20 protein-coding genes are annotated in these 21527 nt (G+C 69.7%); 6 read left to right on the top strand and 14 right to left on the bottom strand.

What is annotated here, in order from left to right; genetic code table 11:
• Nucleotides 1–381: 381 nt before the first annotated feature.
• On the top strand, nt 382–1602 hold the full coding sequence (locus AB0C30_RS20785) for a S8 family serine peptidase (protein ID WP_357946109.1): 1221 nt from the start codon (nt 382–384) through the stop codon (nt 1600–1602).
• A gap of 483 nt (nt 1603–2085) precedes the next feature.
• On the opposite strand, the gene AB0C30_RS20780 is transcribed toward AB0C30_RS20785, so the two are convergent.
• From AB0C30_RS20780 to AB0C30_RS20755, 6 genes are all read right to left on the bottom strand, one after another.
• Entirely contained in the window at nt 2086–3003 is a 918-nt protein-coding gene (locus tag AB0C30_RS20780; protein ID WP_357946107.1) for a lytic transglycosylase domain-containing protein, read from the bottom strand.
• A gap of 250 nt (nt 3004–3253) precedes the next feature.
• The gene (locus AB0C30_RS20775) at nt 3254–3838 is read right to left on the bottom strand and encodes a hypothetical protein (RefSeq protein ID WP_357946104.1); all 585 of its coding nucleotides are present in this window, start codon (nt 3836–3838) and stop codon (nt 3254–3256) included.
• A gap of 13 nt (nt 3839–3851) precedes the next feature.
• Nucleotides 3852–4331 carry a hypothetical protein gene (locus AB0C30_RS20770; RefSeq protein ID WP_357946102.1) on the bottom strand — a complete coding sequence of 160 codons (480 nt, stop codon included), beginning with the start codon at nt 4329–4331 and terminating at the stop codon, nt 3852–3854.
• Nucleotides 4332–5012: 681 nt separating this feature from the next.
• Nucleotides 5013–5507: a nitroreductase family deazaflavin-dependent oxidoreductase gene (locus AB0C30_RS20765; RefSeq protein WP_357946099.1), complete on the bottom strand. Its 495-nt coding sequence runs from the start codon at nt 5505–5507 to the stop codon at nt 5013–5015.
• A 339-nt stretch (nt 5508–5846) separates the two neighbouring features.
• On the bottom strand, nt 5847–6233 hold the full coding sequence (locus AB0C30_RS20760) for an MBL fold metallo-hydrolase (RefSeq protein WP_357946097.1): 387 nt from the start codon (nt 6231–6233) through the stop codon (nt 5847–5849).
• Nucleotides 6172–7071 carry a TIGR03619 family F420-dependent LLM class oxidoreductase gene (locus AB0C30_RS20755; RefSeq protein WP_357946094.1) on the bottom strand — a complete coding sequence of 300 codons (900 nt, stop codon included), beginning with the start codon at nt 7069–7071 and terminating at the stop codon, nt 6172–6174. The genes AB0C30_RS20760 and AB0C30_RS20755 overlap by 62 nt, the downstream gene beginning before the upstream one ends.
• An 18-nt stretch (nt 7072–7089) precedes the next feature.
• On the opposite strand from AB0C30_RS20755, the gene AB0C30_RS20750 reads away from it, so the two are divergent.
• Together AB0C30_RS20750 and AB0C30_RS20745 are read left to right on the top strand one after the other, a co-directional pair.
• A complete protein-coding gene (locus tag AB0C30_RS20750; RefSeq protein ID WP_357946091.1) occupies nt 7090–7944 on the top strand; it encodes a phosphotransferase in 855 nt (284 codons plus the stop codon).
• A 54-nt stretch (nt 7945–7998) separates the two neighbouring features.
• Entirely contained in the window at nt 7999–8256 is a 258-nt protein-coding gene (locus AB0C30_RS20745; RefSeq protein WP_357946089.1) for a zf-TFIIB domain-containing protein, read from the top strand.
• A gap of 80 nt (nt 8257–8336) precedes the next feature.
• On the opposite strand, the gene AB0C30_RS20740 is transcribed toward AB0C30_RS20745, so the two are convergent.
• The 3 genes from AB0C30_RS20740 to AB0C30_RS20730 all read right to left on the bottom strand — a co-directional run bounded on the left by AB0C30_RS20740 (nt 8337) and on the right by AB0C30_RS20730 (nt 11688).
• Entirely contained in the window at nt 8337–9329 is a 993-nt protein-coding gene (locus AB0C30_RS20740) for a hypothetical protein (RefSeq protein ID WP_357946087.1), read from the bottom strand.
• A gap of 37 nt (nt 9330–9366) precedes the next feature.
• Nucleotides 9367–10947 (bottom strand): ABC-F family ATP-binding cassette domain-containing protein, encoded by a 1581-nt coding sequence (locus AB0C30_RS20735; protein WP_357946084.1) that lies wholly within the window; start codon nt 10945–10947, stop codon nt 9367–9369.
• Between the two features lie 219 nt (nt 10948–11166).
• Entirely contained in the window at nt 11167–11688 is a 522-nt protein-coding gene (locus AB0C30_RS20730; RefSeq protein ID WP_357946081.1) for a CGNR zinc finger domain-containing protein, read from the bottom strand.
• Nucleotides 11689–11713: 25 nt separating this feature from the next.
• Between AB0C30_RS20730 and AB0C30_RS20725 the strand changes: the two genes are divergently transcribed.
• Together AB0C30_RS20725 and AB0C30_RS20720 are read left to right on the top strand one after the other, a co-directional pair.
• A complete protein-coding gene (locus AB0C30_RS20725) occupies nt 11714–11884 on the top strand; it encodes a hypothetical protein (RefSeq protein WP_357946078.1) in 171 nt (56 codons plus the stop codon).
• A gap of 71 nt (nt 11885–11955) precedes the next feature.
• A complete protein-coding gene (locus AB0C30_RS20720) occupies nt 11956–13719 on the top strand; it encodes a long-chain fatty acid--CoA ligase (protein WP_357946076.1) in 1764 nt (587 codons plus the stop codon).
• Between the two features lie 10 nt (nt 13720–13729).
• Here AB0C30_RS20720 and AB0C30_RS20715 read toward each other — a convergent pair whose 3' ends face one another.
• The 5 genes from AB0C30_RS20715 to meaB all read right to left on the bottom strand — a co-directional run bounded on the left by AB0C30_RS20715 (nt 13730) and on the right by meaB (nt 19787).
• Nucleotides 13730–14824, bottom strand: coding sequence for an acyltransferase family protein (locus AB0C30_RS20715; protein WP_357946073.1), 1095 nt, complete (start codon nt 14822–14824; stop codon nt 13730–13732).
• Nucleotides 14824–15441: a TetR family transcriptional regulator gene (locus AB0C30_RS20710; RefSeq protein ID WP_357946071.1), complete on the bottom strand. Its 618-nt coding sequence runs from the start codon at nt 15439–15441 to the stop codon at nt 14824–14826. The genes AB0C30_RS20715 and AB0C30_RS20710 overlap by 1 nt, the downstream gene beginning before the upstream one ends.
• 45 nt (nt 15442–15486) lie before the next feature.
• Nucleotides 15487–16422 (bottom strand): acyltransferase domain-containing protein, encoded by a 936-nt coding sequence (locus AB0C30_RS20705; RefSeq protein ID WP_357946069.1) that lies wholly within the window; start codon nt 16420–16422, stop codon nt 15487–15489.
• A 5-nt stretch (nt 16423–16427) separates the two neighbouring features.
• The gene (locus tag AB0C30_RS20700; RefSeq protein WP_357946066.1) at nt 16428–18686 is read right to left on the bottom strand and encodes a CehA/McbA family metallohydrolase; all 2259 of its coding nucleotides are present in this window, start codon (nt 18684–18686) and stop codon (nt 16428–16430) included.
• A 135-nt stretch (nt 18687–18821) separates the two neighbouring features.
• Nucleotides 18822–19787, bottom strand: a complete 966-nt coding sequence (gene meaB, locus AB0C30_RS20695) for a methylmalonyl Co-A mutase-associated GTPase MeaB (protein WP_357946064.1) — start codon at nt 19785–19787, stop codon at nt 18822–18824.
• Nucleotides 19788–19894: 107 nt separating this feature from the next.
• On the opposite strand from meaB, the gene AB0C30_RS20690 reads away from it, so the two are divergent.
• Nucleotides 19895–21526 carry a protein kinase gene (locus tag AB0C30_RS20690; RefSeq protein ID WP_357946062.1) on the top strand — a complete coding sequence of 544 codons (1632 nt, stop codon included), beginning with the start codon at nt 19895–19897 and terminating at the stop codon, nt 21524–21526.
• Nucleotide 21527: the final 1 nt, after the last annotated feature.

Genomic DNA, 21527 nt, shown 5'->3' with positions numbered 1-21527 from the left:
TTAACAAGCTGGTGGCCGAACTGGCGATCGAAGATGTGACCGGCTATAACCTCAAGCCGGACCCGCAAGACCCCGACCTTCATCCGCATCGTGGGCGGGCTCATGGTCGGACTCACGGCCTGGGGCATCTGGGCTTCAGAGCCTGGGTCCGCGCGAACCCCGTCGATCGCAGGCGCTGCGCACCAGGGGACCGTACTACCAGTTCCGGCGCATCGATCTGCAGCAGCATCTCGCGGACTGGCGGCACACGGCGTCCAGAAAGGAGGAGCGGCCCGTTCATTGACCTCATTTCATCCTGGCTTGGGGGCGAGCCGAGACACGCATGGGCATCGTTCCGTGGGAGCCGGCCCATCCGGGGCGGTGGAGATCAGGAGTGCTGCCATGGGTGAGAGATACAGCGTGCTGCGAGATCTGAGCGGCGCGCGTACGGCGAGTCCGTTCGAGATGGCGCTGCCGGCGGAGCTCGGGGCGGCCCGAGGGTTCGCCGTCGGTGCGGAGCCGCACGTGGAGGCCGTCGAGCTCAGCAAACGCGAGGTACGCGACATGGTCCGCGATCCCGAGGTGCGGGGGGTGGCGCGCGTGATGCCGACGTCGCTCATCCGTCCGATCGAGGACGGCACCGGTGAGCAGGCGGAGGCTGAGGCGCGTGCGGCAGCGGCCACGTGGGGTGTCAAGGCGGTGGGGGCCGACGTCTCGACGCGTACGGGGGCGGACGTGATCGTGGCGGTGTTGGACACTGGCATTGACGCCACTCATCCCGCTTTCGCCGGGGTGACGCTCATTCAGGAGGACTTCAGCGGCTCGGGCCTCGGCGACAAGGCCGGCCACGGTACCCATTGCGCGGGCACGATCTTCGGCCGTCCGATCGACGGCACGCGGATCGGTGTCGCGCCTGGTGTGACGCGGGCCCTGATCGGCAAGGTCCTGGCCGACGACGGGAGCGGCGACACCGAAGGGCTGCTGCGAGGGCTTGAGTGGGCGCTGCAGCAGGGCGCCCAGGTGATCTCGATGTCCCTGGGGTTCGACTTCCCCGGCATGGTCCAGCGGCTGGTCGACCAGGGACGGCAGCCGAATTTCGCCACCTCGCTCGCCCTCGAGGCGTACCGGGCCAACCTGCGGCTCTTTGACGCTCTCATGCAGATGGTCGCCGCCCGCCAGGCCATCGGCACCGGCACGATCGTCGTCGCCGCCGCGGGGAACGAGAGCCAGCGCGAGACCGGCCCCGACTTCGAGATCGCCGTGTCGCTGCCCGGCGCCGCGCAGGGCGTCATCGCGGTCGGTGCGCTGGCTCAGTCGACTGTCACCGGCAACGGCCTGGTCATCGCGCCCTTCTCCAACACCTTCCCGCAGATCAGCGCTCCTGGTGTCGGCGTGGTCTCTGCCCGGGCCGGCGGCGGCCTCCGCACTCTGAGCGGCACCAGCATGGCCACGCCGCACGTCGCCGGTGTGGCGGCGCTGTGGTGGGAGGAGGTGCTGAAGTCGCCGCTGCCCGCGACGGCCTCCACCGTCACCGCACGCTTGCTCGCGGAGGCCGTCGTCAGCCCGCTGGCCGCGGGAGTGGACGTCGCCGACCGCGGCGTGGGCTTGGTACGCGCCCCGTAGCTCGCAGAGGCGCCGAGCCCGGAGGCGGTCAGGGCGGGCAGCAGTTCATCCAACGCACCCGAAACGGGCCGAACAAGCGGATCGTCGACGAAAGCGACCGATGGAATGGCGGGCAGGCGGATGCGCAGTGGACAGCCTTGCTGCTCGGTCTTGATCGCTGAGGAGACGGGGGGCGAATGTGTCGCCTCTCGTCTTCGAGGCACGTACCAGAAAGCTGCGTTCAGGCACGGCCTCGGTGTACATGTCGATACTCGCCACTCTGTCGGTGGCGCACGGCGGCCTCTCCGAGCAGGCCCACCTGATCGTCAAACACCGCGGGCCGACTTGGAGGAAGAGGGGGACGATGTCCGCGTCGTGTTCCATCTCCTTGGCGAACGGCTGCCCGTAGCGTGCCCCTGTTGGACGGCTCCCCGAACCTCATGTCGGGAGAACGGATGAAACGGGCCCACCAGACGCGGCCGAGCCGGGCGTGCTCGGCAAAGGTCAGCGGGGGCCGGTGAGGCGGACGTCGCCCTGCGCGGACAGGACGAAGACCTGCCAGTTGTAGTACGCGTAGAAGCTGCGCGAGTCGCGCTTGATCTGGCGTGCGTGCGCGAGGACGGCATCCACGTACCGGGCGTCGTGGTTGTAGGCGAACACCGCACGCCGGTAATCTCGCGGCGCCCCCGACGCCTTGAGGTAGTTGGCCGCGGCAAGCACCGCGTCATGCGCGTCCTGGACGTTCCCGCCCAGCCCGTACTGCCGCCACGTACCCGGCATGAACTGCATGGGCCCCTGCGCCCCGGTGGAGCTCGCCGACCTGACCCGTCCGAACTTCGTCTCGACGAGCATGATCGCCGCGAGAACCTCCCACTCGACGCCGAACCGCTTCTCGGCCCGCACCATGTAGCCACGCAAACGCTCGGCGGGCTGCGGCTCCACCAGACGCATCCGCTTGCGCTGCGCCGCGCTGATCGGACGGGCCAGGGACAGCAGCTTCCCGATGGCCGTGGCGTTGTCGCGCGCCTCAGCGGCCAGCCCCTTGGGCAGACGCCTGACGACCCCCTGGGTCAGCGTCGTACTGCGGGCCATCACCCGGTAGATGCGCTGCTGATGAAGAGAGAGCAACACGACGTCCTGCGGCGGCCGCTCCTGCGACCCCTTGGTCCAGCTGTCGATCGCCTCGTTCAGCGCGGCGGTCGTCTTCTTCAGAGCATCGGCCAGCTTGACGGCGTCGCTGGGAATGCGGACATCAGGCGCAGGCACCCCCATGGCTCCCGCCTCCGGAGAGGGCGTCTGGGTGGCACTCGGAGCGGTGGCCTGGGCGGGCCGATCCGGTGCCGCCGATCCGTCCGCCGCACCGCCACATCCCGCGAGGACGGCTACGAGGGACGCCGCGATCATGACGTGGACCGATCTCATGACGCCCTACCGTATCGCCCGGATCACCTGCCGGAGGTGCGGCATCGCCCACTTCCCGGCCGGCCCCGACTGTCATGACGGCTCTTCGAAGTCAAGCGGGGTCGAGGCAGCCGCGCTTGACGGCGAAGAGCCCATATCAGGTGCATATCTCTGTTACGAGGCGATGATTTCCGTGGATGGCTTGCGGCCCACCCACGAGGCGCCGAAGAGCCCGCACAAGGCGGGCTGTTCGGGGTGGGATATTTCCGAGTTAAGACATCGTTTCCAGTTCGGCACGCGTCAGCTTAAGGGTGTTGTCCGGCAGCGACTCGGGGTTGCTGGAGGTGTCCAGCGGATACTTGGCCTGGACGGGGTTGAGCAATGCGGCGGGCGAGTCAGGGTAGGTTTCCAGGAACAGGACGTAGCCGCTGTCCTGGTTCATCGGAGTGGTGTGCTCCTCCTCATAGGTCACCCCTTCGAAGTTTCCCCCGAGCTCCTTGACCTCGATGGACTGCCCCACCTGGGCCTGACCTTTGAAGACCTTTATCACCTGGGCGGTGTAGACGGTGATGACCGTCGGCGGGGCCTCGGGCTGAGCAGCCACCCCTGCCGGGGCTCCCGCGTTGGGATTCAGGTTCGGATCTGTCTCTGCGGGATCGGGCGCTTCCTCTTGTTCCTGGAGATAACGCGGCTCTCCGACGATGCGGGCTTCGACGACGAGGGTCGCCTTCTCGAAGAGCGCGTCGGCGCTTTGGTACTGGGGATAGTCGGCTCGATAGAGGACAGGTTCCTCATGCGCCGAGCATGCGGTCACGAACACCGCGGCGAAGACAAGTGCGCCAAGACGCCGTAGCACGGGCCGGCCTCCTTTAGTAGTAGGCATTGACGTCGGCGACATCGTGCGACTGGGGCTTGGTCATCGAGTTGCGGTTCCTGCTCGAATTCATGATCGAGGTGCCCGAGTTGTGCGCGAGGTTCAACGCGTGCCCGAGCTCGTGAACCAACGTGCTCGTGACGAAGTTCGAGAAGTTCGACGCGTCCCTGTTGATCGTCCGGGAGTTCAGCCGGACGTACATGCACATCCCGCCGCACCTCTGATAGTGCCCGTAATAGGTGTTGCTGTAGGACTTCACCGTGATCGTTGAACCTGAATTTGAGTTCTTGTAGAAATTGGCGGGGCTCGCGGTCGCGTTCCAATTGGACAGCGCCTTGTTCATCGGCGTCTGCCAGGTGCCGTTATAGCTGTAGGGGTAGATATGAATACTGGCGATGTCCTGACCGGTGCCGTTCCAGTGGGCGAATGCCGGCGAGACGCCCACCGTTCCCACCAGCATGACGGCGAGGACCATGAACAATCCTCGCCGTGCGTTACGTCCTAACGTTCCCGAATGCATTGTCGAGCCATCACTCCTTGCGTTCTGGGGGGGTGTTGTGCGTGCACACAAAAGGGAGCTGACCGCCGAGATGAAAGTCAAGGCCCGGCTATCGAATGGGAGGCGTCGAAAGCTGATCGAAGCGCTTTGAACGGAGTATGAACGCGAGGATGATCACGTGTCAAGGATTGGCTGAGCAGGGTGTCGACGACATGGTCACTCCTACCGAGCAAGGAGGGAGATACAGCGCGGACGCGGCCCCACCCGCCCGCTCCGCGGGGACCAGGGGCCAGAGTCCAGCGCTGGTCGTCGGCGAACCCGTGCGCCAACAACTCACGGGTCGGTTCGGCTTCCAGCCGCGGCCACTGTGCGGCGGTCGGCTTCTCCCGCGAGACGGGCCCCTGCGACCGCAGCGCCCCGCTGCCCAGCCGCATGCCAGTGACCGGCCGACCGACCGCTCACTGACCCGTTAGTCCCGCGAAACCAAACAGTCACGGCTGATGTCTCTACGAATTCGCCCCGCGCATGTCCGGGAAATCCCGGGCTGGAAATCGGGGTGGTCGCCCGCCGACGGCGTAGGGTTTGGCCCGTTGTGGTCCTTTGTCAGGCGGACGCCAGAGCCGCGTCACGAGCCCGTCACTGTGCTTCGAGCACGTGTCAGTGTTCCTCGGCCGCGGGCTCCAGAACGAAGACGGGGATCTCACGGTCCGTCTTCTTCTGGTAGTCGGCATAGTCCGGGTACGCCTCGACGGCTCGAGCCCACCACACGGCCTTCTCGTCCCTGGTCACCTCACGTGCCAGCATGTCCTGGCGCACCGGGCCGTCCTGAAGCTCCACCCGGGGTTCGGCCACCACGTTGTGGTACCAGACCGGGTGCTTGGGGGCTCCTCCCAAGGAGGCGACCACGGCGTAGGAGCCGTCGTGTTCCACCCGCATCAGCGGGGACTTGCGGATCTTGCCGCTCTTCACGCCCAGGGTGGTCAGGATGACGACAGGCAGGTCCCGCCGGTTCGCGTCTTCCGACCCGATCAGACTGCCCAGCGTGGTTCCTTCCGTACCGCCGGAGCTTTCGTACAGCTCCACATGGTCACGTACCAACTGCGTCGTGCTCGGCTCGTACTCGCCTTTGAGTGGCGTGTTGCGTATCTTCAAGCTGTCGAGAATGTCCGATCCGCGCAACGCGAAAGGCGGACGCGATCATTCCCGGTGCTGTTGACCGGCGGGCTCGCTTCGCCACGATCACACGACAGCCCGCGGCCGGGCGGTCTCACGGGCCGGCGCCCGGACCCCGTTCGCGGACGTGCCGGCTCCCCGCGAGTCCAGCTCGCTTTTCCGGTCGTGTGATTGCCGCGCACACCTGTACGGCAACGCGGCCGACCGGCCCGAGCGGGCGCGGGCCTGTCCCTCCGACATGACGGATGCGGAGTGGGTGGTGCGCGATCAGCTGCCCGTGCTGGCGTGGCTGGACGACACCGCCGTGGCCCAGCCGGTTCATTCGAGGCGGATCGCGGTAAAACGCTGCCCCACCTCGACGGCGATCGCCGCCGCGCCCGGCTCTAGTGCCTTCTCGACGGCTGATGGCGGCATGTAGACCCTGAGCGCCGAGTTGCGTTCACGTGCCGCCGAAAGCTGGTCGAGGTCCATATGGTCAGGGTGCTCGTGGGTCACCAGCACCTCGTCGGCCCCGTCGAGGGCCTCGCTCTTGGAGAACGTGCCCGGTCGATGACGAGCACCCGGCCATCGACCTCCAAACGCATACAGGCATGACCGTATTTGATCAAGCGCATGCGCCCACCATGCCAGGAACAGCCAAGCGCTAAGCCGAGGGTGCCAGGGCTTCCAGGGCCTCCTCCGCGCGGCGCATCGCCTCCTTGGCATCGCAGGTGACGATCTCCGGATCGAAGTTCAGGTCGTGGAAGACCTCCGTCACGCCCTGCGCCGCCAGTTTGCCGACGTCCGCCCTGATCTGCTCGTAGGTGCCCGTCAGTGGCTGCCGATCCGCAGCGCCTTCCGGGCGTACGCGGGTCACGCCACGGCAGACGAAGCGGAGCGCGTCGGCGTCGCGGCGGCCCGCCTCCGCGGCCGCCGACTTGATCAGCTCGATCCGCCCGGCGACCGCCGCCAGGTCCTCCCGGCTCGAACTGATCCAGCCGTCAGCGAGCCGCCCGGCCCGCCGTAGCGCGACGTCGGCGGTGCCGCCGAGCAGGATGGGCGGCACCGGCGACGGCTTGGGATCGATGTGGGAGCGCGGCACCTGGTAGAACTCCCCGTGGTGCTCGACCACCTCGTCCTGCCACGCCTTGCGCAGGACCTGGACGAACTCCTCGCCCCTGCGCCCCCGGCGCTCGAAGCCGACCCCCGCCGCCTCGAACTCCTCCCGCAGCCACCCCAGCCCGAGCCCGGCCGTCAGCCTGCCCATGGAGACGCTCTGCAGCGTCGCGAGCTGCTTGGCCAGCGGCACCGGCTGGACGAAGGCGTTGACGATCGCCACACCCAGCCGGATCGTGCTGGTCACCCCCGCCAGGTAGGCGAGCGTGACGAGCGGGTCGTGCACGCTGCGATATGTCGGTCCCATCGGATGCCCCACCGGATAGAGCACCCGCTGGAAGGTCCAGAGCTCGTGATATCCCAGCTCCTCGGCGCGGGCGGCGACGCGACGCATGTTGCCCGGCGTGGCCCACGGCCCGGATTGGGGCACGGCGAAACCTATTCTCATGACCTCTAGTCTGTACGAGTGGCTCTGGAGGAGGAGCTGGCGGGGATCGCCGGCGCTTATGGCGGCACGGGCGACATCGTGCGCCATCCGACACGTACGGACGTGGTGGTCCTGCGCCGGGGCGAGGTGGTGGTGAAGGCGCACTCGGCGCGCGACGAGGTGGAGTCGCTGCGGCCGAGGCTGCGCGCGGCCGCGTCGGCGGCGCTCAGCGGCCTGATGCTGGCGCCGCTGGATCCCGAGGTGCTTACGGTGGCGGGCCGGGCCGTCACGGTGTGGCCGGCGGGACGCCCGGTCTCCCAGGACGCCCCCGACGCCGCGCCCTGGGAGGAGGGGGCCAGGCTGCTCGCCCGGTTACACGCCGTACCCCTGACGCTGTTACCGCCGCTGCCCGCGGCCGGCGGACCGGCTCGGGCTGCCCGCGCGGTGCGGCGGATGCCCGGCGACGGTCCCGTCGAGCAGCTCGTACGCCGGGCGTTCAGCGAGCTCCCCGAGCCCGAGCCGGGCCCCGGGCTGCTCACCCACGGCGACTGGCACCTGGGCCAGCTCGTCTGCCGCGACCGCTGGCTGCTCATCGACGTCGACGACCTGGGCGTCGGCGACCCCGCCTGGGACCTGGCCAGACCGGCCGCCTGGTACGCCGCGGGGCTGCTCGACCCGGTCGTCTGGGACCGGTTCCTCGGCGCCTACCTCGCCTCCGGCGGGCCCGCGCTCGGCCGGGGCGACGACCCGTGGCAACAGCTGGACCTTCCCGCCCGGGCGCTGACCGTGCAACTGGCCGCCGTGGCGGTGCTCAACGCCTTCCGGGAGCGTCGGGAACTGGACGAGGTGGAGCATTCGTTGGTCGAGTCGTGCAACAGAATCGTCCGAGCGTGACGGTGTTTCGCGCGGTAGGTTCTTCCCTAAACTCCAAGCCGAGGAGAGCGTGAAATGCAGTGCCCGAAGTGCCGCGGCAATATGCGGACATATGAGCGTAATGGCGTCCACATCGAGCAGTGCGACAACTGCCGGGGGATCTTCCTCGACTATGGCGAGCTCGAGACGCTGACCCGGATGGAGTCGCAGTACCACGCCGCTCCGCCGCCCGCGCCGGGCCCGGCGTGGGGCGCCCCGCACCACGGTGGCGGCCACCACTACGGCCACCACCGTGGCCAGCGCAGCTGGGTGGGCATGCTGTTCTCGACCTGATCCAGTCTCGGCCCGATCAGGCCTGCTCCCCCGATCCAGCGGGCCGCGTACTCCAACTCCAAGTACGCGGCCCCGGCCCGTCAGTGCGGGAACTGCTCCGGATCCACGTCGGAGGTGCGGGCGTTGCCGCCGGAGATGGCGTGCAGCGTGACCCGCCAGTCGTGCCAGCGGATCTGCGTCGCGGTGAACGTGGTCTTGAACTTCACCGTCTTCTGGAACCGCTCGAAACTGCACTCACGGGTGAACGACTTGCTCTTGCCGTCCCAGTCCACCCCGTGCGTGAAGAAGATCTTGTAGCTGCCGTCGCGCACGCCCCTGACCTTGAACTTCGCCTTCTTGCGCACGTACACGCTGAACGCCGTGGACTTGCCCTTCAGGACGGTCACGACCGCGTCACGGGTGCCGCCGTTGTCGATCTGCAGCGAGCTGCGGCCCGACATGCTGGTCTTGCGGAGATAGTGGCCGTTGCCGAGCCGCCTCGACTGCTTGCCCTTGGCCTTCACGGTGACCACGTCGGCCGGATAGCCGCCGGCGCCCTGCAGCGCCTCGCCCGCCTGGTCGAGCGAGTCGAGCCGGTCGCCCAGGTCGGTCAGCACGGCCGACGAGGTGCACAGGTTGCCGCTGCGGACCTTGCCCGCCGTGGTGCCGAGCTGGGTGGCGAATTCGCGCAGGCTGGCCACGTACGCGTCGTGCTGGGCGCGCACCTCCTGCGGCGGCGCGATGGCGGTCAGCTCGTTGGCGGCGCCCAGCAGTTGCTCCTGGGCGCTCTGCACGCGCTGGTTGAGCGTCTTGACGGTACGGGCGCCGGCCATGGCGTTGATCGCGTCGAGCATGGCCTTGTGCTTGGTGCCCAGCTCGCTCTTGTACGCCTCGGCGGTCAGCGCGGCCGGGCCGGTCGGGCCGCTGCTCTGTGGGGTGGCCGGACCGGAGTTCGCGACGATCGAGCCGGTGCCGCCACCGACGCCGCTCACACTGGCCTCGCCGCCGCTCGGCCGCTGGGGCGTGGCGGAGCACGCGGCCAGTGTGAGGCTCGCGAGCGCGAGCGTGGAACAGATCAAGCGAGGGGGAGCCACGTGCCACACTATCGCCGGATTGATCCCCACCCGTCAATTACGATTCGGTCAGTCCCTCCTCGCGGTCCTGCCGCAGCCACCTGGTCAAACCGAGCATCTCCAGGAAGGGCAGATCGTGGCTGGCCACGATCAGCGCCCCCCGGTAGGCGGCGAGCGCCTGCGCCAGCTGGCGGACGCTGGGCATGTCGAGATTGTTGGTCGGCTCGTCGAGCAGGAGCAGTTGCGGCGGCGGCTCCGCCGACAGCAACGCCGCCAGGGTCGCGCGGAACCGCTCGCCGCCCGACAGTGTGCCCACCGGCCGCGCCACCCGATCGCCCCGGAACAGGAACCGCGCCAAGCGGGCGCGTACGTCGTTCACCGGCGCGGACGGCGCCAGCGCGCGGACGTTGTCGAGCACGCTCAGCGAGTCGTCGAGCAGGTCGAGCCGCTGGGCCAGGTAGCGGACCGGGACGTTCGCCCCGTGTTCGGTGATGCGCCGCAGCAGGGTGGTCTTGCCGGACCCGTTGGGGCCGAGCAGCGCGATCCGCTCGGGTCCGCGCACGACCAGCTGCTTCAGCGCCTGATCGGACTCACGCGCCGTACGGGACAGCGGGAATTCCAGGACCACGCGGCCGGCGGGCACCGCGGTGCCCGGTAGCTGGATGCGGATCTCCGCGTCGTCGCGGACCGCCTGCTCGGCCTCGGTCAGCCGGTCACGGGCCTCCTCCAGCTTCTCGGCGTGCATGTTGCGGTGCTTGCCCGCCGACACCTGGGCCTGGCGCTTGCGCGCCTGCATGATGATCTTCGGTTCGCGCTTGCTGGCGTACATCTTCGCGCCGTAGCGCTGGCGCCGGTCGAGCTTGGTGCCGGCCTCGACCAGCTCGCGCTGCTGCCGCTTCACGTCGGCCTCGGCGACCCGGACGCCGCGTTCCGCGGCCTCCTGCTCGGCGGCAAGGATCTCCTCGTACGCGCTCAGGTTGCCGCCGTAGCGGCGGACGGTGCCCTCGCGCAGGTCGGCGATGCGGTCGACGAGCTCGAGCAACGCCCGGTCGTGACTGACGACCACCATCACGCCCGGCCACGCGGCGACCGCGGCGTAGAGCCGCCGCCGCGCGTCGAGGTCGAGGTTGTTGGTGGGCTCGTCGAGCAGCAGGACATCGGGCTGCTTGAGGAACTGGGCGGCCAGCGCGACCATGACGGTCTCGCCGCCCGACAACGTGGCGACCGTACGGTCGAGCCCCACGTGGCCGAGGCCGAGCGGGTCCAGCTCGGCCCGCGCGCGCTCCTCCACGTCCCAGTCGTCGCCGACGGCCGTGAAGTGCTCCTCGGCGACGTCGCCGGCCTCGATGGCGTGCAGCGCCTTGCGGGCCGCGCTGATGCCGAGCAGGTCGGAGACGGTACGGGCGGCATGCAGGGGAAGGTTCTGCGGCAGGTAGCCCACCTCTCCCATGACCGAGACGGATCCGGTGGAGGGGACCAGCTCGCCGGCGATGATCCTGAGCAGGGTGGTCTTGCCGGAGCCGTTGGCCCCGATCAGGCCGGTGCGCCCGGCCGGGAAGGCGGCGTCGAGGCCGTCGAGCACAGGGGTGCCGTCGGACCAGGCGAAGGACACGCCGTCGACGACGATGGAGAATGACATGAGGTGGCTCCCGTCACAAAGATCGAAATTTCGTGACTTGGCGGGAAACACCGCTGAATACGACGCCTGATGACGACAGCTGGATGCGACAAAGGATCGTACGCCGAAGGAATCGGCCAGGTGCGGTGCCCGCGACCTCAGACCCTCACGTCAACTGCCCCCAGGGCTCGGCGATACGTCGCAGAGGACTGTACCCGGCCGGAAATCATCCGGCAAGCATTATCCGGCAAGGCCCCTGGCCCGATGGGCCGCCACGTTCACCCGGTTGGCGCAGGCCAGCGAGCAGAACCGGCGCCGACCGTTGCGCGAGGTGTCGACGTAGACCGTCTCGCACCCCGGCCGGTCGCACCGGCCGAGCCGGCGCCCGTCGGAGAACGAGATGGCCATGGCCAGCCCGCCCGCCGTGGTGTCCTTCGCCCTGCTGACGATGTCGGCGTCCACGGAGAAGAAGTGCAGGTGCGGCTCGCGGCCGTCGTGCGCGCTCACATAGGGCTTGGACGCGGTGATGTCGAGCAGGTCGTTGATCAGCTTGATCTGGGTGTCCTGGTCCTGCTCCCCGAAGAGCGGGGCGAGGCGGTGCCGCCACTCCGCCAGCTCGGCCGCCTGCTCGGGCGTGACCTGGGGACGGAGCATGGCGTGCTCCGCGAGCATCGCCTCGACCGCCTCCGGCCGGAAGTCGGTGCCGTTGACCAGGGCGGCCGCCAGAGCGGCGCCGTTGCCTCCGTAAGCATTGAAATGCATAAGACCATTACATCAGGCTGGAGTCATGCACTCCAGAGACCTCCACGATCCGCTGGCTCTCGCCGTCGTCTCCTCCCACATGACCTCCGAGGGCGTCGTGTCCTACCTGCGCTGCGCCTGCGGCGCGTGGGAGGTACGGACCGCGCGCCTGGTCGGCACCGCCCGCCCGCGCGGGGGCGTACGGCAGCACGTCTGACGCTCGGGCATCGACTGGCATGGGGGGCGGCACCTAGAGTCGGCAGCAACGTCCCCACCAGGAGGCCAGGCATGTCCAGCATCCCCGCCCTGCTGCGCGACCGGATCGCGGCCACCCCCGACGCGGCCGCCTATCTGGTGCCGTCGGACGACGGCTGGACCTCACTGTCCTGGCGGGAGGTCGGCGAACGCGTACGCGGGCTCACGCTCGGCCTGGCCGCCCTGGGCGCCGGTCCGGGCACCCGCGTGTCGATCCTCTGCTCCACCCGGCTCGAATGGGTGCTGACCGACCTGGCCGTGCTGTCCACCGGGGCCGCGACCACCACGATCTACCCGTCCAACACCGCCGCCGAGTCGGCCTTCGTCATCACCGACTCCGGCAGCACGATCGTCGTCGCCGAGAACGACGACCAGGTGGCCAAGCTGAGGTCCGTACAGAAGGAACTGCCGGACGTCACGCAGGTGGTCGTCATCGACGGCGCGCCCGCCGACGACGGCTGGGTGGTCACGCTCGACTCGCTGAGCACGCACGACGCCGCTCACCTTGACTATGACGCGATGGTCGACGCCATCGGCGAGCACGATCCGGCCACGCTCATCTACACCTCCGGCACGACCGGCCGCCCCAAGGGCGTGGAGCTGACCCACGACAACTGGCTGTACGCCGCCGACGCGGTCCGCAAGATCGAGCTGATCTCCGAAGACGACCTGCACTTCCTCTGGCTGCCGCTGTCGCACTCGTTCGGCAAGCTGCTGGAGGTGGTGATGATCGACATCGGCGTGGCCACCGCGATCGACGGCCGCCTCGACCGCATCGCCGACAATCTCGGCGCGCTCAAGCCGACCATCATGGCCGCCGCGCCGCGCATCTTCGAGAAGATCCACAACACCGTGGCGTCCACGGTGGCGCGCGAGGGCGGCGTCAAGGCGCGCATCTTCGCCTGGGCCAGGAAGACGGGCATCCGGGTCAGCAAGGCGCGCCGGCGCGGCGCCGCGATCCCGCTCAGCGTCCGCCTGGAGTACGGGCTGGCCGACCGGCTGGTGTTCGCCAAGCTGCGGGAGCGGTTCGGCGGCCGGATCCGCTACTTCATCTCCGGCTCGGCGCCGCTCAACCAGGACATCGCCGAGTTCTTCGACGCGGCCGGGCTGACGATCCTCGAAGGCTACGGGCTGACCGAGTCGTCGGCCGGCAGCTTCCTCAACCGGCCGGACTCGGTGAAGTACGGCACGGTCGGGCCGCCGCTCCCTGGCACCCGGGTGCGGATCGCCGAGGACGGGGAGATCCTGATCGGCGGGCGCGGCATCATGCGCGGCTATCACAACCTGCCGGAGGAGACGGCTGAGACGCTGTCGGACGGCTGGCTGCACACCGGCGACATCGGCGAGCTCGACCAGGCCGGGCGGCTGGTCATCACCGATCGCAAGAAGGAGCTGATCAAGACCTCGGGCGGCAAGTACGTGGCCCCCACCTACCTGGAGGGCCGCATCAAGGCCACCTGCCCGTACCTGTCGCACGTCTTCGTCCACGGCGACCGGCGCAACTACGTCACGGCGCTGGTGACGCTCGACATGGAGGTCGTCAAGCCCTGGGCCGAGGCCGAGGGACTGCCCCTCGACCCCGAGCGGCTGCGCGAGCATCCCCGCATGCGCGCGGAGGTCGAGAGCGCGGTCAAGCAGGTGAACGCCGACCAGGCCAGCTACGCGACGGTCAAGAAGTTCGCGATCCTGGCGGCGGACTTCACGGTGGAGACGGGCGAGCTCACGCCGAGCCTGAAGGTCAAGCGCAAGGCCGTCGAGGAGCGCTACGGCGACACCCTCGACTCCTTCTACGCGTGATCTTCAGACATCACAGCACCCGTTTGGCGCCCGGCAGCGATCGTACGAGGTAGGCCAGCCCCCAGCAGACCGGCAGCGCGATGACGGCCGCGACGGCGAACTTGACGATCGCGATCGCGTGCAGCCCGCTCAGCGCGTAGCCGATCGCGACCAGGACGAGCGGGTGGATGATGTACACGGTGAACGCCTGGGCCGACAGCCACTTGCCGCGCGGCCCCTGGTGGTTGAAGCGCTCCCTGAAGACCACGGTGAGCCCGATGATCACGCTGACCGCGAAGGCCGACTCCCAGGTGGCGGTCACGGCGGTCGACAGCGCACCCGTGGTGACCTGCGAGAGCGGCAGGAGCACGGCGCTCACCAGGGCCGCGATGCCGAACCCGAGCGGCCCCGCCTTGGTGGGCAGGGTCATGAACCAGCCGCGCCTGAAGGCGATGAGGCCGACCACGAACATGGCCGCGTACTGCGGCAGGAAGTACGGCGTCGGCAGCCCGAGCACCGGCACGTAGGAGCCGACGGGCACCGGGATGCGCCACAAGGTGGTGGCCACCGACAGGCCGACGGTGAACAGCACGATCCAGCGCGCCCGCAACACCGCGTGTGGCGCCCCGAACGGGGTCTCGACCGGCGCGCTGAAGCGCCGCCACAGCGCGTAGAGGGCGGCGAACACGATCAGCACCTCGACGAACCACATCGGTCCCGGATCCCACGACCCGATGTAGTACTGCCAGTACGGCAACGAGGCGTAGTCGGACCGGTAGGAGCCGATCGTCACCAGCGGACGCAGCACGAGCAGGAAGACCAGCAGCGGGACGCCCAGCCGGATCAGGCGGTCTCGCAGAAATGGCTGCCTGCCCTTGCGGTCGTAGGAGCCGGGCGTGAAGAAGCCGGAGATCAGGAAGAAGAAGCCCATGAAGAACGCCTGGTCGAACACCACGAGGATGTCCAGCGCGACCCCCGAAGGGTCCTGGGCGGGCTCGGTGTAGAACCAGAGCGGGATGTTTCCGTACGTGACCGCGACATGGTGGACGACGACCAGCGCGGTCAGGACGATGCGCAGGTTGTCGATGGCGAAGAGCCGCGTGGCAGTCCTCGGCTCGGTCTTCATTATTTGACAGCCCTCTCGAATAGGTCGGCCAGCTCTCTGGCGTGAGCGTCGAGGTCGTGGTCGGGATAGGTCACCCAGTAGCCGAACATGTTGTCGATGGCCGACGACATCGTGACGGCCATCACGCGTACGTCGAACGTCCTGAACTCCCCGGCGGCCTGGCCGGCGCGATAGATCCGCTCCAGCGCCGCGTAGGTCTCCTCGTTGGCCTTGAAGCCGTAGCGCGGCTGGCCGTCGGCGGTGCGCAGGTTGTAGAAGATCTGGCCGAGCGCCCTGAGTTGCGTCCGGTGCGCCCTCATGTGCTCGGCGACCGCCAGGATGTACGTCCTGAGCAGGCCCGTGGCCGATTCCTGCCCCTCCATCCGGGCCCGGACGTGCTCGTCGATCGCGCTGTAGACCTGGTTGACCACCTCCTCCATCAACTCGTCCTTGCCGGCGAAGTGATAGGAGATGACGCCCTTGCTGATGCCGGCGTGCTGGGCGATCCGGGCCAGCGACGCCCCGGCGAACCCGGACTCGGCGATCACCTCGATCGCGGACGCGACGATCTGGGCCCGCCGCGCCTCTTCGATGAACGAACGCGCCTTCTGGCCGCTCGGTTCATTTTCTGACCGCATGGCCAAAATTTAACACATGCGGTCATTATTCGCGCATCGCGCTGGTCAGAGCCTCAGCCAGCCCGCCTGGCCGTACCATCCGCCGCCCGCGGCGAGGTGGTCGGCGATGGCCCGCTCCAGCCGCGTACGGCGGGGCCACTCGGCGGGGGCCTCCGATCCGAAGACGAAGTCGAGCACGGCACTGGTGTCGCCCCGGTGCAGCAGGTGGAAGCGGCGCTGGAAGGCGACGATGTTGGAGCCCTCGGGCAGGTATCGGGCGAGCTGCTCGTCGAGCAGCCACGAGTGGCACGTCGCGACGAGGAACCGCTCCTCCGGGAAGCAGCGCGGGAAGAACTCCCTGGCCCGCTCGAACGACGCGTCGCAGGCGGCGGGCGTCATAGGGCCCTTGAAGTCGGGGATGTGCACGCCCAGCGCCAGATCCCCCGGCCCGGCGGGCAGCCCAGCCGCTCTGACGCCCTCGCCGGTCCTGGTTCCCATCCTGACCCGCTCGAACTGCAGCCTGCCCAGCTCGTACAGGATGCCGCGAGCGTGCCGCATGAACCACCTGGGGTACTGCAGGCCGGCGGTGCCGTGCCGCTTGCGGTGCACGGCCATGTTGCGGCCCAGGTCGGCGAGCGTGGCCCGGGAGACCGCGTCCGGGACGCCGTGTTCGCGGTGATACCGCCTGGTGTACGGCAGGGCGGCGACGAACACGTGCACGAAAAAGTACGGGCCCAGCTCGGGCAGGTCGGGAAAGGCAGGGGGCGGGTCGAGGCTGCCCATGGCCGTCACCAGCGAGCCGACACACCGTTCGGCCAGCCACCACAGCGGGCTGCCCGGCTCCGGCAGCGTGGCCAGGACGGCGCCGATGTCCTCGTGCGGCACGGCGAGCCTGACCAGCTCGTCCGCGAGGTCGTCGGGGAAGGCGATCTTGGCGGGACCGCCGGATTCGAGGTGGCCGAACCAGTCGGGGTGGCCGCGGAGCAGCGTCTCGATGTCCATCGCCTTCAGCGTAGACGCGACTGGTAAACCGCTCTGGCCTGTCGCAGCACGGCCAGGTGGTCGACGAGCTGGTCGCGGTCGGCCAGCCTGGCGTGCTGTTTGATGAGGTCCTCCAGCAGGTCGAGCCAGTCGAGGCACCACCGCACGTCGGCGGGCGTGGCCACCGGCCTGCCGTCGACGTCCACGTACACGGGGCTGGTCAGGGCGTAGCCGGTGTGGTTGAGCGTGCGCGGGTGCGGGTCGCACAGGGCCTCGGCGATCACGTACGTGGGGCGGTCGGTCTCCAGCTCGACCGTCACGCTCAGCACCTCCTCCTCGCCGCGCCAGTGGACCGCGGGCGGGCGCCCACCGGCCTCGGCCCACTCGCCGGGGCTGGTCGCGGGCTCCAGGCCGCGTACCTCGCCACCCCACCGCTCGCCGGCCGGCAGGCGCTCCGCCCCGGCGCGGACGCCCTCCGCCGTACGGACGCGGACCGCCGTGACCTCCGGGCCGATGGCGGTGGCGGTGACCGTCAGCCGGTCGCCGCGGCACGTGTCGATCGTGTCGCCCGGCCCGTACCCGTCGACCGAGAGCTCCAGCCAGGGTCCGGTGGTGGCGAACGTACGGCCGGCCCGTACCGCCTCGGCGAACGACGCGGCGGTCAGCGCGCCCTCCACCTGGGCGTAGACGCGGGCCCAGCCCGGCGGGTTCGACTGGTTGCCGGCCCGGGTGAAGGAGAACATCGAGTCGGTGCCCGCCGTGACGGCCAGCCGGTTGCCCGCCCCGATCAGCCGCCGGTACACGGCCGCGCTCGCCGTGATCGACGAGTGGGTCAGCACGTCGAGGCTGTCGACGAGCCCGAGCGCGGCGTCGGCGACCAGCTCCCTGGCGGCGCAGTTGCGCGGCGCTGGCCAGACGATGGACTTGGGCGAGTCGCAGTCGCCGATCGGCTGGTGGAACGGGTGGCTGTAGCCGACGAGCGCCCCCAGGCCACGCAGCTCGCGCAGGCCCTCGGCGTTGGGCGGCCAGTCGGCGTCCCCGTCGAACCCGGTGTGGAAGCGCTCCGGCGCCGCCCGCGGCGCGAAGGCGTAGACGTGGCCGAGCAGATCGTTGCGGTATTCGGTGCCCATCCTGGCCAGGTGGGTCGCGTCGGACCAGGGCAGGTCGGCGCCGCTCCAGTGGTCGAGCGCCGCCCGGTCGTAGACGCGGCTGCCCGAGACGTTGCCGGCCACCAGGTTGAGCACGTGCAGGTCCTCGCCGTGCTGCGCCGCCGCCGCGTCGGCCGGCAGGCCGACCACGTCACCGGCCCAGTTGAGGTGTACGTGCATGTCGCCGCCGTACCAGCCGAGGGCCGCGGCGTCGTAGATCCTGCGCGGGGCCAGCCGTACCAGGTGCTCCTCGCCCGGCTCCGGAGTGATCTCCGCGGTCGCCGCGCCGTACTCCATGCCCCTGGTCACCGTGACCGTCAGCGGTTCGGCCGGGACGCGCAGGACGAGGTCGTCGCCGTGGAAGTACGGGCGGCCGTGGAAGTCGTGGCGGTGCGGGGTCGCCTCGGGGAACCAGCCCTGTCCGTCGGCGCCGGCGACGCTCCACCGGCAGGGGAACCCGGCGCTCAGCCGTAACGTGGCCGCCGGGGCCGTCCTGGTCAGCCCGTCGATCGGCACGGGTGCTCCGTCGACGGTGACCGTGCTGTCGCCGTCGATCTCGACCAGCCAGGCGCCTCTCGGCGCGACGACCTGTTCGGCGCCGTCCACGACGACGGCACTGGCGACGTCGCGCCGCGAATCGACCAGCATCGCGAACCGCGGCGGTCCGGTGCGATCCGCACGGTCCGGCGGCCCGCCTGTCGCGGGGTCCGGCTGCGCACCAGCCGTGGGGTCCCGCTGCGTGCCCGTCGTGGGGTCCGGCACAGTGTGCGGTACGCGATCCAGCAGCGCGCGTGGCGTGCAGTCCAGTACGGCGCCGCCGGACGTCAGGCGCAGGACGGCCAGGTGGGCGGGCAGTTCGCCGTCGAGCGCGTCGCGCAGGAGCTCGTCGAAGTCCAGCTCCGCCAGGCGGGTGGCGAGCAGGTCCTGGGTCTCGCCGGGGTGACGGTCGGCGAGGCGGCCGTAGGCCAGCCGCCAGAACAGCTCCATCTGGGCGGGAAGCAGGACCCTGCGCCTGGCGAAGAGCTTGACGTAGTGGATCTCCGGCTCGCCCCAGGTGATGCCGTGCTCGCCGAGCAGCCGCCCGTACTCCGCCAATGCCCCTGTGACCGACTCCGGCAGCCCCGACTCCGCACCCATATGCCCCTCCAGGCGTTGATGGGGGCAATAGTGACATGAATCACGTCACTGAGTGATTACGGGGCGTAGAAGCGGATGGGATATACCACCCAGCGGAGGAGGAATCTCAACCCGAGACGCACTCACCTAGGCCGATCACCGGCGTGGGCGCTCGAAAGCGGACAGGAGACGGTCGGCGGCGAGGGCCGGGGTGAGGGTCCCCGCGAGGACGTCCCGCTCGACCTCCTCCGCGATCGCCGCCACCTCCGGCGCGTCCCGGAGCTCGGTCAGCAGCCGGTCGCGCACCAGCGTCCACGTCCACTGCACCTGCTGGCGGCGGCGCTTGGCGGCCAGGTCCAGCGACTTCTGGTGGGCCAGCACCTTGCGCCACAGCTCGTCGAGCCCCGCGCCCGTGAGGCCGCTGCAGGTGAGGACCGGCGGCGGCACGCTGTCGGAACGCAGCATGCGCAGCGCCCCCGCGAGCTCCCGCGCCGCCTTGCGCGCCGCGGGCTCGTGCTCGCCGTCCGCCTTGTTGACCGCGATGACGTCGGCCAGTTCGAGCACGCCCTTCTTGATGCCCTGCAGCTGGTCCCCGGTACGCGCCAGGCTGAGCAGCAGGAACGTGTCGACCATGTCGGCCACCGCCGTCTCCGACTGACCGACGCCCACGGTCTCGACGAGCACGACGTCGAACCCGCCCGCCTCCACCACGACCATGGCCTCCCTGGTCGCCTTGGCCACGCCGCCCAGGGTGCCCGAGGTGGGCGAGGGCCGGATGAAGGCGGCGGGGTCCATCGACAGGCGGGCCATGCGGGTCTTGTCGCCCAGGATGCTCCCGCCGGTCCTGGTGGAGGAGGGGTCCACGGCCAGTACGGCGACCTTGTGGCCCTGGCCGGTCAGCATGGTGCCGAGGGCGTCGATGAAGGTGGACTTGCCCACGCCGGGCACCCCTGAGACGCCCACCCGCGTGGCCCCGCCGGACAGCGGGGTGAGCTCGACCAGCAGCCGCTGGGCGAGCGCGATGTGGTCCGCCCTGGTCGACTCCACGAGCGTGATCGCCCGGGCGATCCAGGTACGCGAGCCTTCGCGCACCCCACGGGCATAGTCCTCCAGCGAGCGCACTCGCCCTCCTTTCTCAGGCTTGGTCAGCTTAACTTCCGACAGATCCTGACTTTTGGCGCTAAGGTGCTGGACGTCTATTCTCAGCTGTCACAGGAGTCACTCCCCTTATGCCCAATGTCGAACCCCTACGAGCGGGCGACCCGGCGGCGGTGGGGCGTTATCGGCTCGTCGGACGGCTGGGCGCGGGCGGCCAGGGCGTGGTCTACCTCGGCCAGGCGCGCAACGGGGCGCCGGTCGCGATCAAAGTGCTCCGCGAGGACATCGCGGGCGACGACCGCTTCGCCAAGGAGATCGCCGCCGCGCGGCGGGTGGAGCCGTTCTGCATCGCGCAGGTGCTCGACGCGTCGACCTCTGGCCGGCCGTACATCGTGACCGAGTACGTGGACGGCCCGTCCCTCCAGAACGCGGGCCGGCACAGCGGGGCGCGGCTGCAACGGCTCGCGGTCGCGACGGCGACCGCGCTGGCCGCCATCCACCAGGCGGGCGTCGTGCACCGCGACTTCACGCCGTCGAACGTCCTGCTCGGGCGGGACGGCCCGCGCGTCATCGACTTCGGCATCGCCCGCGCGCTGGTCTCCGGGGTGACCTCGACGAGCAGCATCGTCGGCACGCCCGCCTACATGGCTCCGGAGCAGCTGGCGGGGCAGGTGGTGGGGGCTCAGGCGGACGTGTTCGCGTGGGCGTCGGTGATCGTGTACGCGGCGTCGGGGGTGCCGCCGTTCGGCGACGATTCGCTGCCCGCGGTGATCAACCGCATCGTGCACAGCGAACCGCAGGTGGGTGAGCTGCCGGAGCCGCTGCGTTCGGTGGTGCTGAGCTGCCTGGCCAAGGATCCGGCCCGCCGCCCGTCCATGCAGGACGTGCTGCTGCACCTGCTCGGCGGACAGTCCCGGCCTCCGACGCCGCCGGAACAGCCTGGATACGGCGCGGACCAGTCCGGGTACGGCGACTCTGGGTACGGTGGCGCGCCCGAGCAGCCTGGCTACGGTGCGGACCGCTCTGGGTACAGTGGCGCGCCCGAGCAGCCTGGCTACGCTCCCGCGCCGGACCAGGCCGGGTATGACGCCGTGCCGGACCAGGGCGGATATGGTCGCGCGCCCGATCAGGACGCCACTCAGGTGAGCCCACAGGCGGCCGGGGGCGACGGCAAGGCGCGGCCCCGGCGGCGGCGTGTGAAGACCGTCGCCATCGCGGGCGCTTCCGGCATCTCGGTACTGGCGCTGGGCGCGGCGATCGTGTGGCTGACCCCTTCGACACCGCAACCGAAGACCAAGAACCTGTCCGGCGTCTCCACGCCGACCCCATCGGCCTCCCCCACGCGTACACCCCGTCCGAAGAAGACCCGCACGTCCCAGCCGACCCCGGACCCCGCGAGCCAGAACGGCACCCCCAGCACGGACCCGACGGCCACTTCGGTCGCGGGCGGGCAGCTCAAGGTCCGGTACGTCCGCGCCGGCGGCGCGCTCGACAACGGGTGCTACTCCGGTGGCCAGGTGACGCTCAGGGGGCTGGTCCAGCGCCAGGGTAATCCGCTGAACTTCAGCTTCGCCTGGGTCATCGACGGCAGGACGGTGTCGCGGTCGACGGCCACCATCCCGCAGGACGGCGAGCTGTACCTGACCTCGCCCCGCAACATCAAGGGCGCCGGAAGCACCCACCTCGCGACCCTGCGGATCACCTCGCCCGTGGCCAGGCAGCGGAGCGTCTCCGTCACGCTGTGCCCGGGTGAGACGAACTGAC

Source organism: Nonomuraea sp. NPDC048901 (assembly GCF_040649695.1).
In the GTDB taxonomy this organism is placed as follows: Bacteria; Actinomycetota; Actinomycetes; order Streptosporangiales; family Streptosporangiaceae; genus Nonomuraea.
This window is presented reverse-complemented; position numbering and strand designations above follow the sequence as displayed.

Coding starts and splice junctions, on each gene's coding strand:
- AB0C30_RS20785 (WP_357946109.1), top strand. CDS start 382: ATGGGTGAGAGATACAGCGTGCTGCGAGATCTGAGCGGCGCGCGTACG.
- AB0C30_RS20780 (WP_357946107.1), bottom strand. CDS start 3,003: ATGAGATCGGTCCACGTCATGATCGCGGCGTCCCTCGTAGCCGTCCTC.
- AB0C30_RS20770 (WP_357946102.1), bottom strand. CDS start 4,331: ATGGTCCTCGCCGTCATGCTGGTGGGAACGGTGGGCGTCTCGCCGGCA.
- AB0C30_RS20760 (WP_357946097.1), bottom strand. CDS start 6,233: ATGCCAAGGAGGCGATGCGCCGCGCGGAGGAGGCCCTGGAAGCCCTGG.
- AB0C30_RS20755 (WP_357946094.1), bottom strand. CDS start 7,071: ATGAGAATAGGTTTCGCCGTGCCCCAATCCGGGCCGTGGGCCACGCCG.
- AB0C30_RS20745 (WP_357946089.1), top strand. CDS start 7,999: ATGCAGTGCCCGAAGTGCCGCGGCAATATGCGGACATATGAGCGTAAT.
- AB0C30_RS20735 (WP_357946084.1), bottom strand. CDS start 10,947: ATGTCATTCTCCATCGTCGTCGACGGCGTGTCCTTCGCCTGGTCCGAC.
- AB0C30_RS20730 (WP_357946081.1), bottom strand. CDS start 11,688: ATGCATTTCAATGCTTACGGAGGCAACGGCGCCGCTCTGGCGGCCGCC.
- AB0C30_RS20725 (WP_357946078.1), top strand. CDS start 11,714: ATGCACTCCAGAGACCTCCACGATCCGCTGGCTCTCGCCGTCGTCTCC.
- AB0C30_RS20720 (WP_357946076.1), top strand. CDS start 11,956: ATGTCCAGCATCCCCGCCCTGCTGCGCGACCGGATCGCGGCCACCCCC.
- AB0C30_RS20715 (WP_357946073.1), bottom strand. CDS start 14,824: ATGAAGACCGAGCCGAGGACTGCCACGCGGCTCTTCGCCATCGACAAC.
- AB0C30_RS20710 (WP_357946071.1), bottom strand. CDS start 15,441: ATGCGGTCAGAAAATGAACCGAGCGGCCAGAAGGCGCGTTCGTTCATC.
- AB0C30_RS20705 (WP_357946069.1), bottom strand. CDS start 16,422: ATGGACATCGAGACGCTGCTCCGCGGCCACCCCGACTGGTTCGGCCAC.
- AB0C30_RS20700 (WP_357946066.1), bottom strand. CDS start 18,686: ATGGGTGCGGAGTCGGGGCTGCCGGAGTCGGTCACAGGGGCATTGGCG.
- AB0C30_RS20690 (WP_357946062.1), top strand. CDS start 19,895: ATGCCCAATGTCGAACCCCTACGAGCGGGCGACCCGGCGGCGGTGGGG.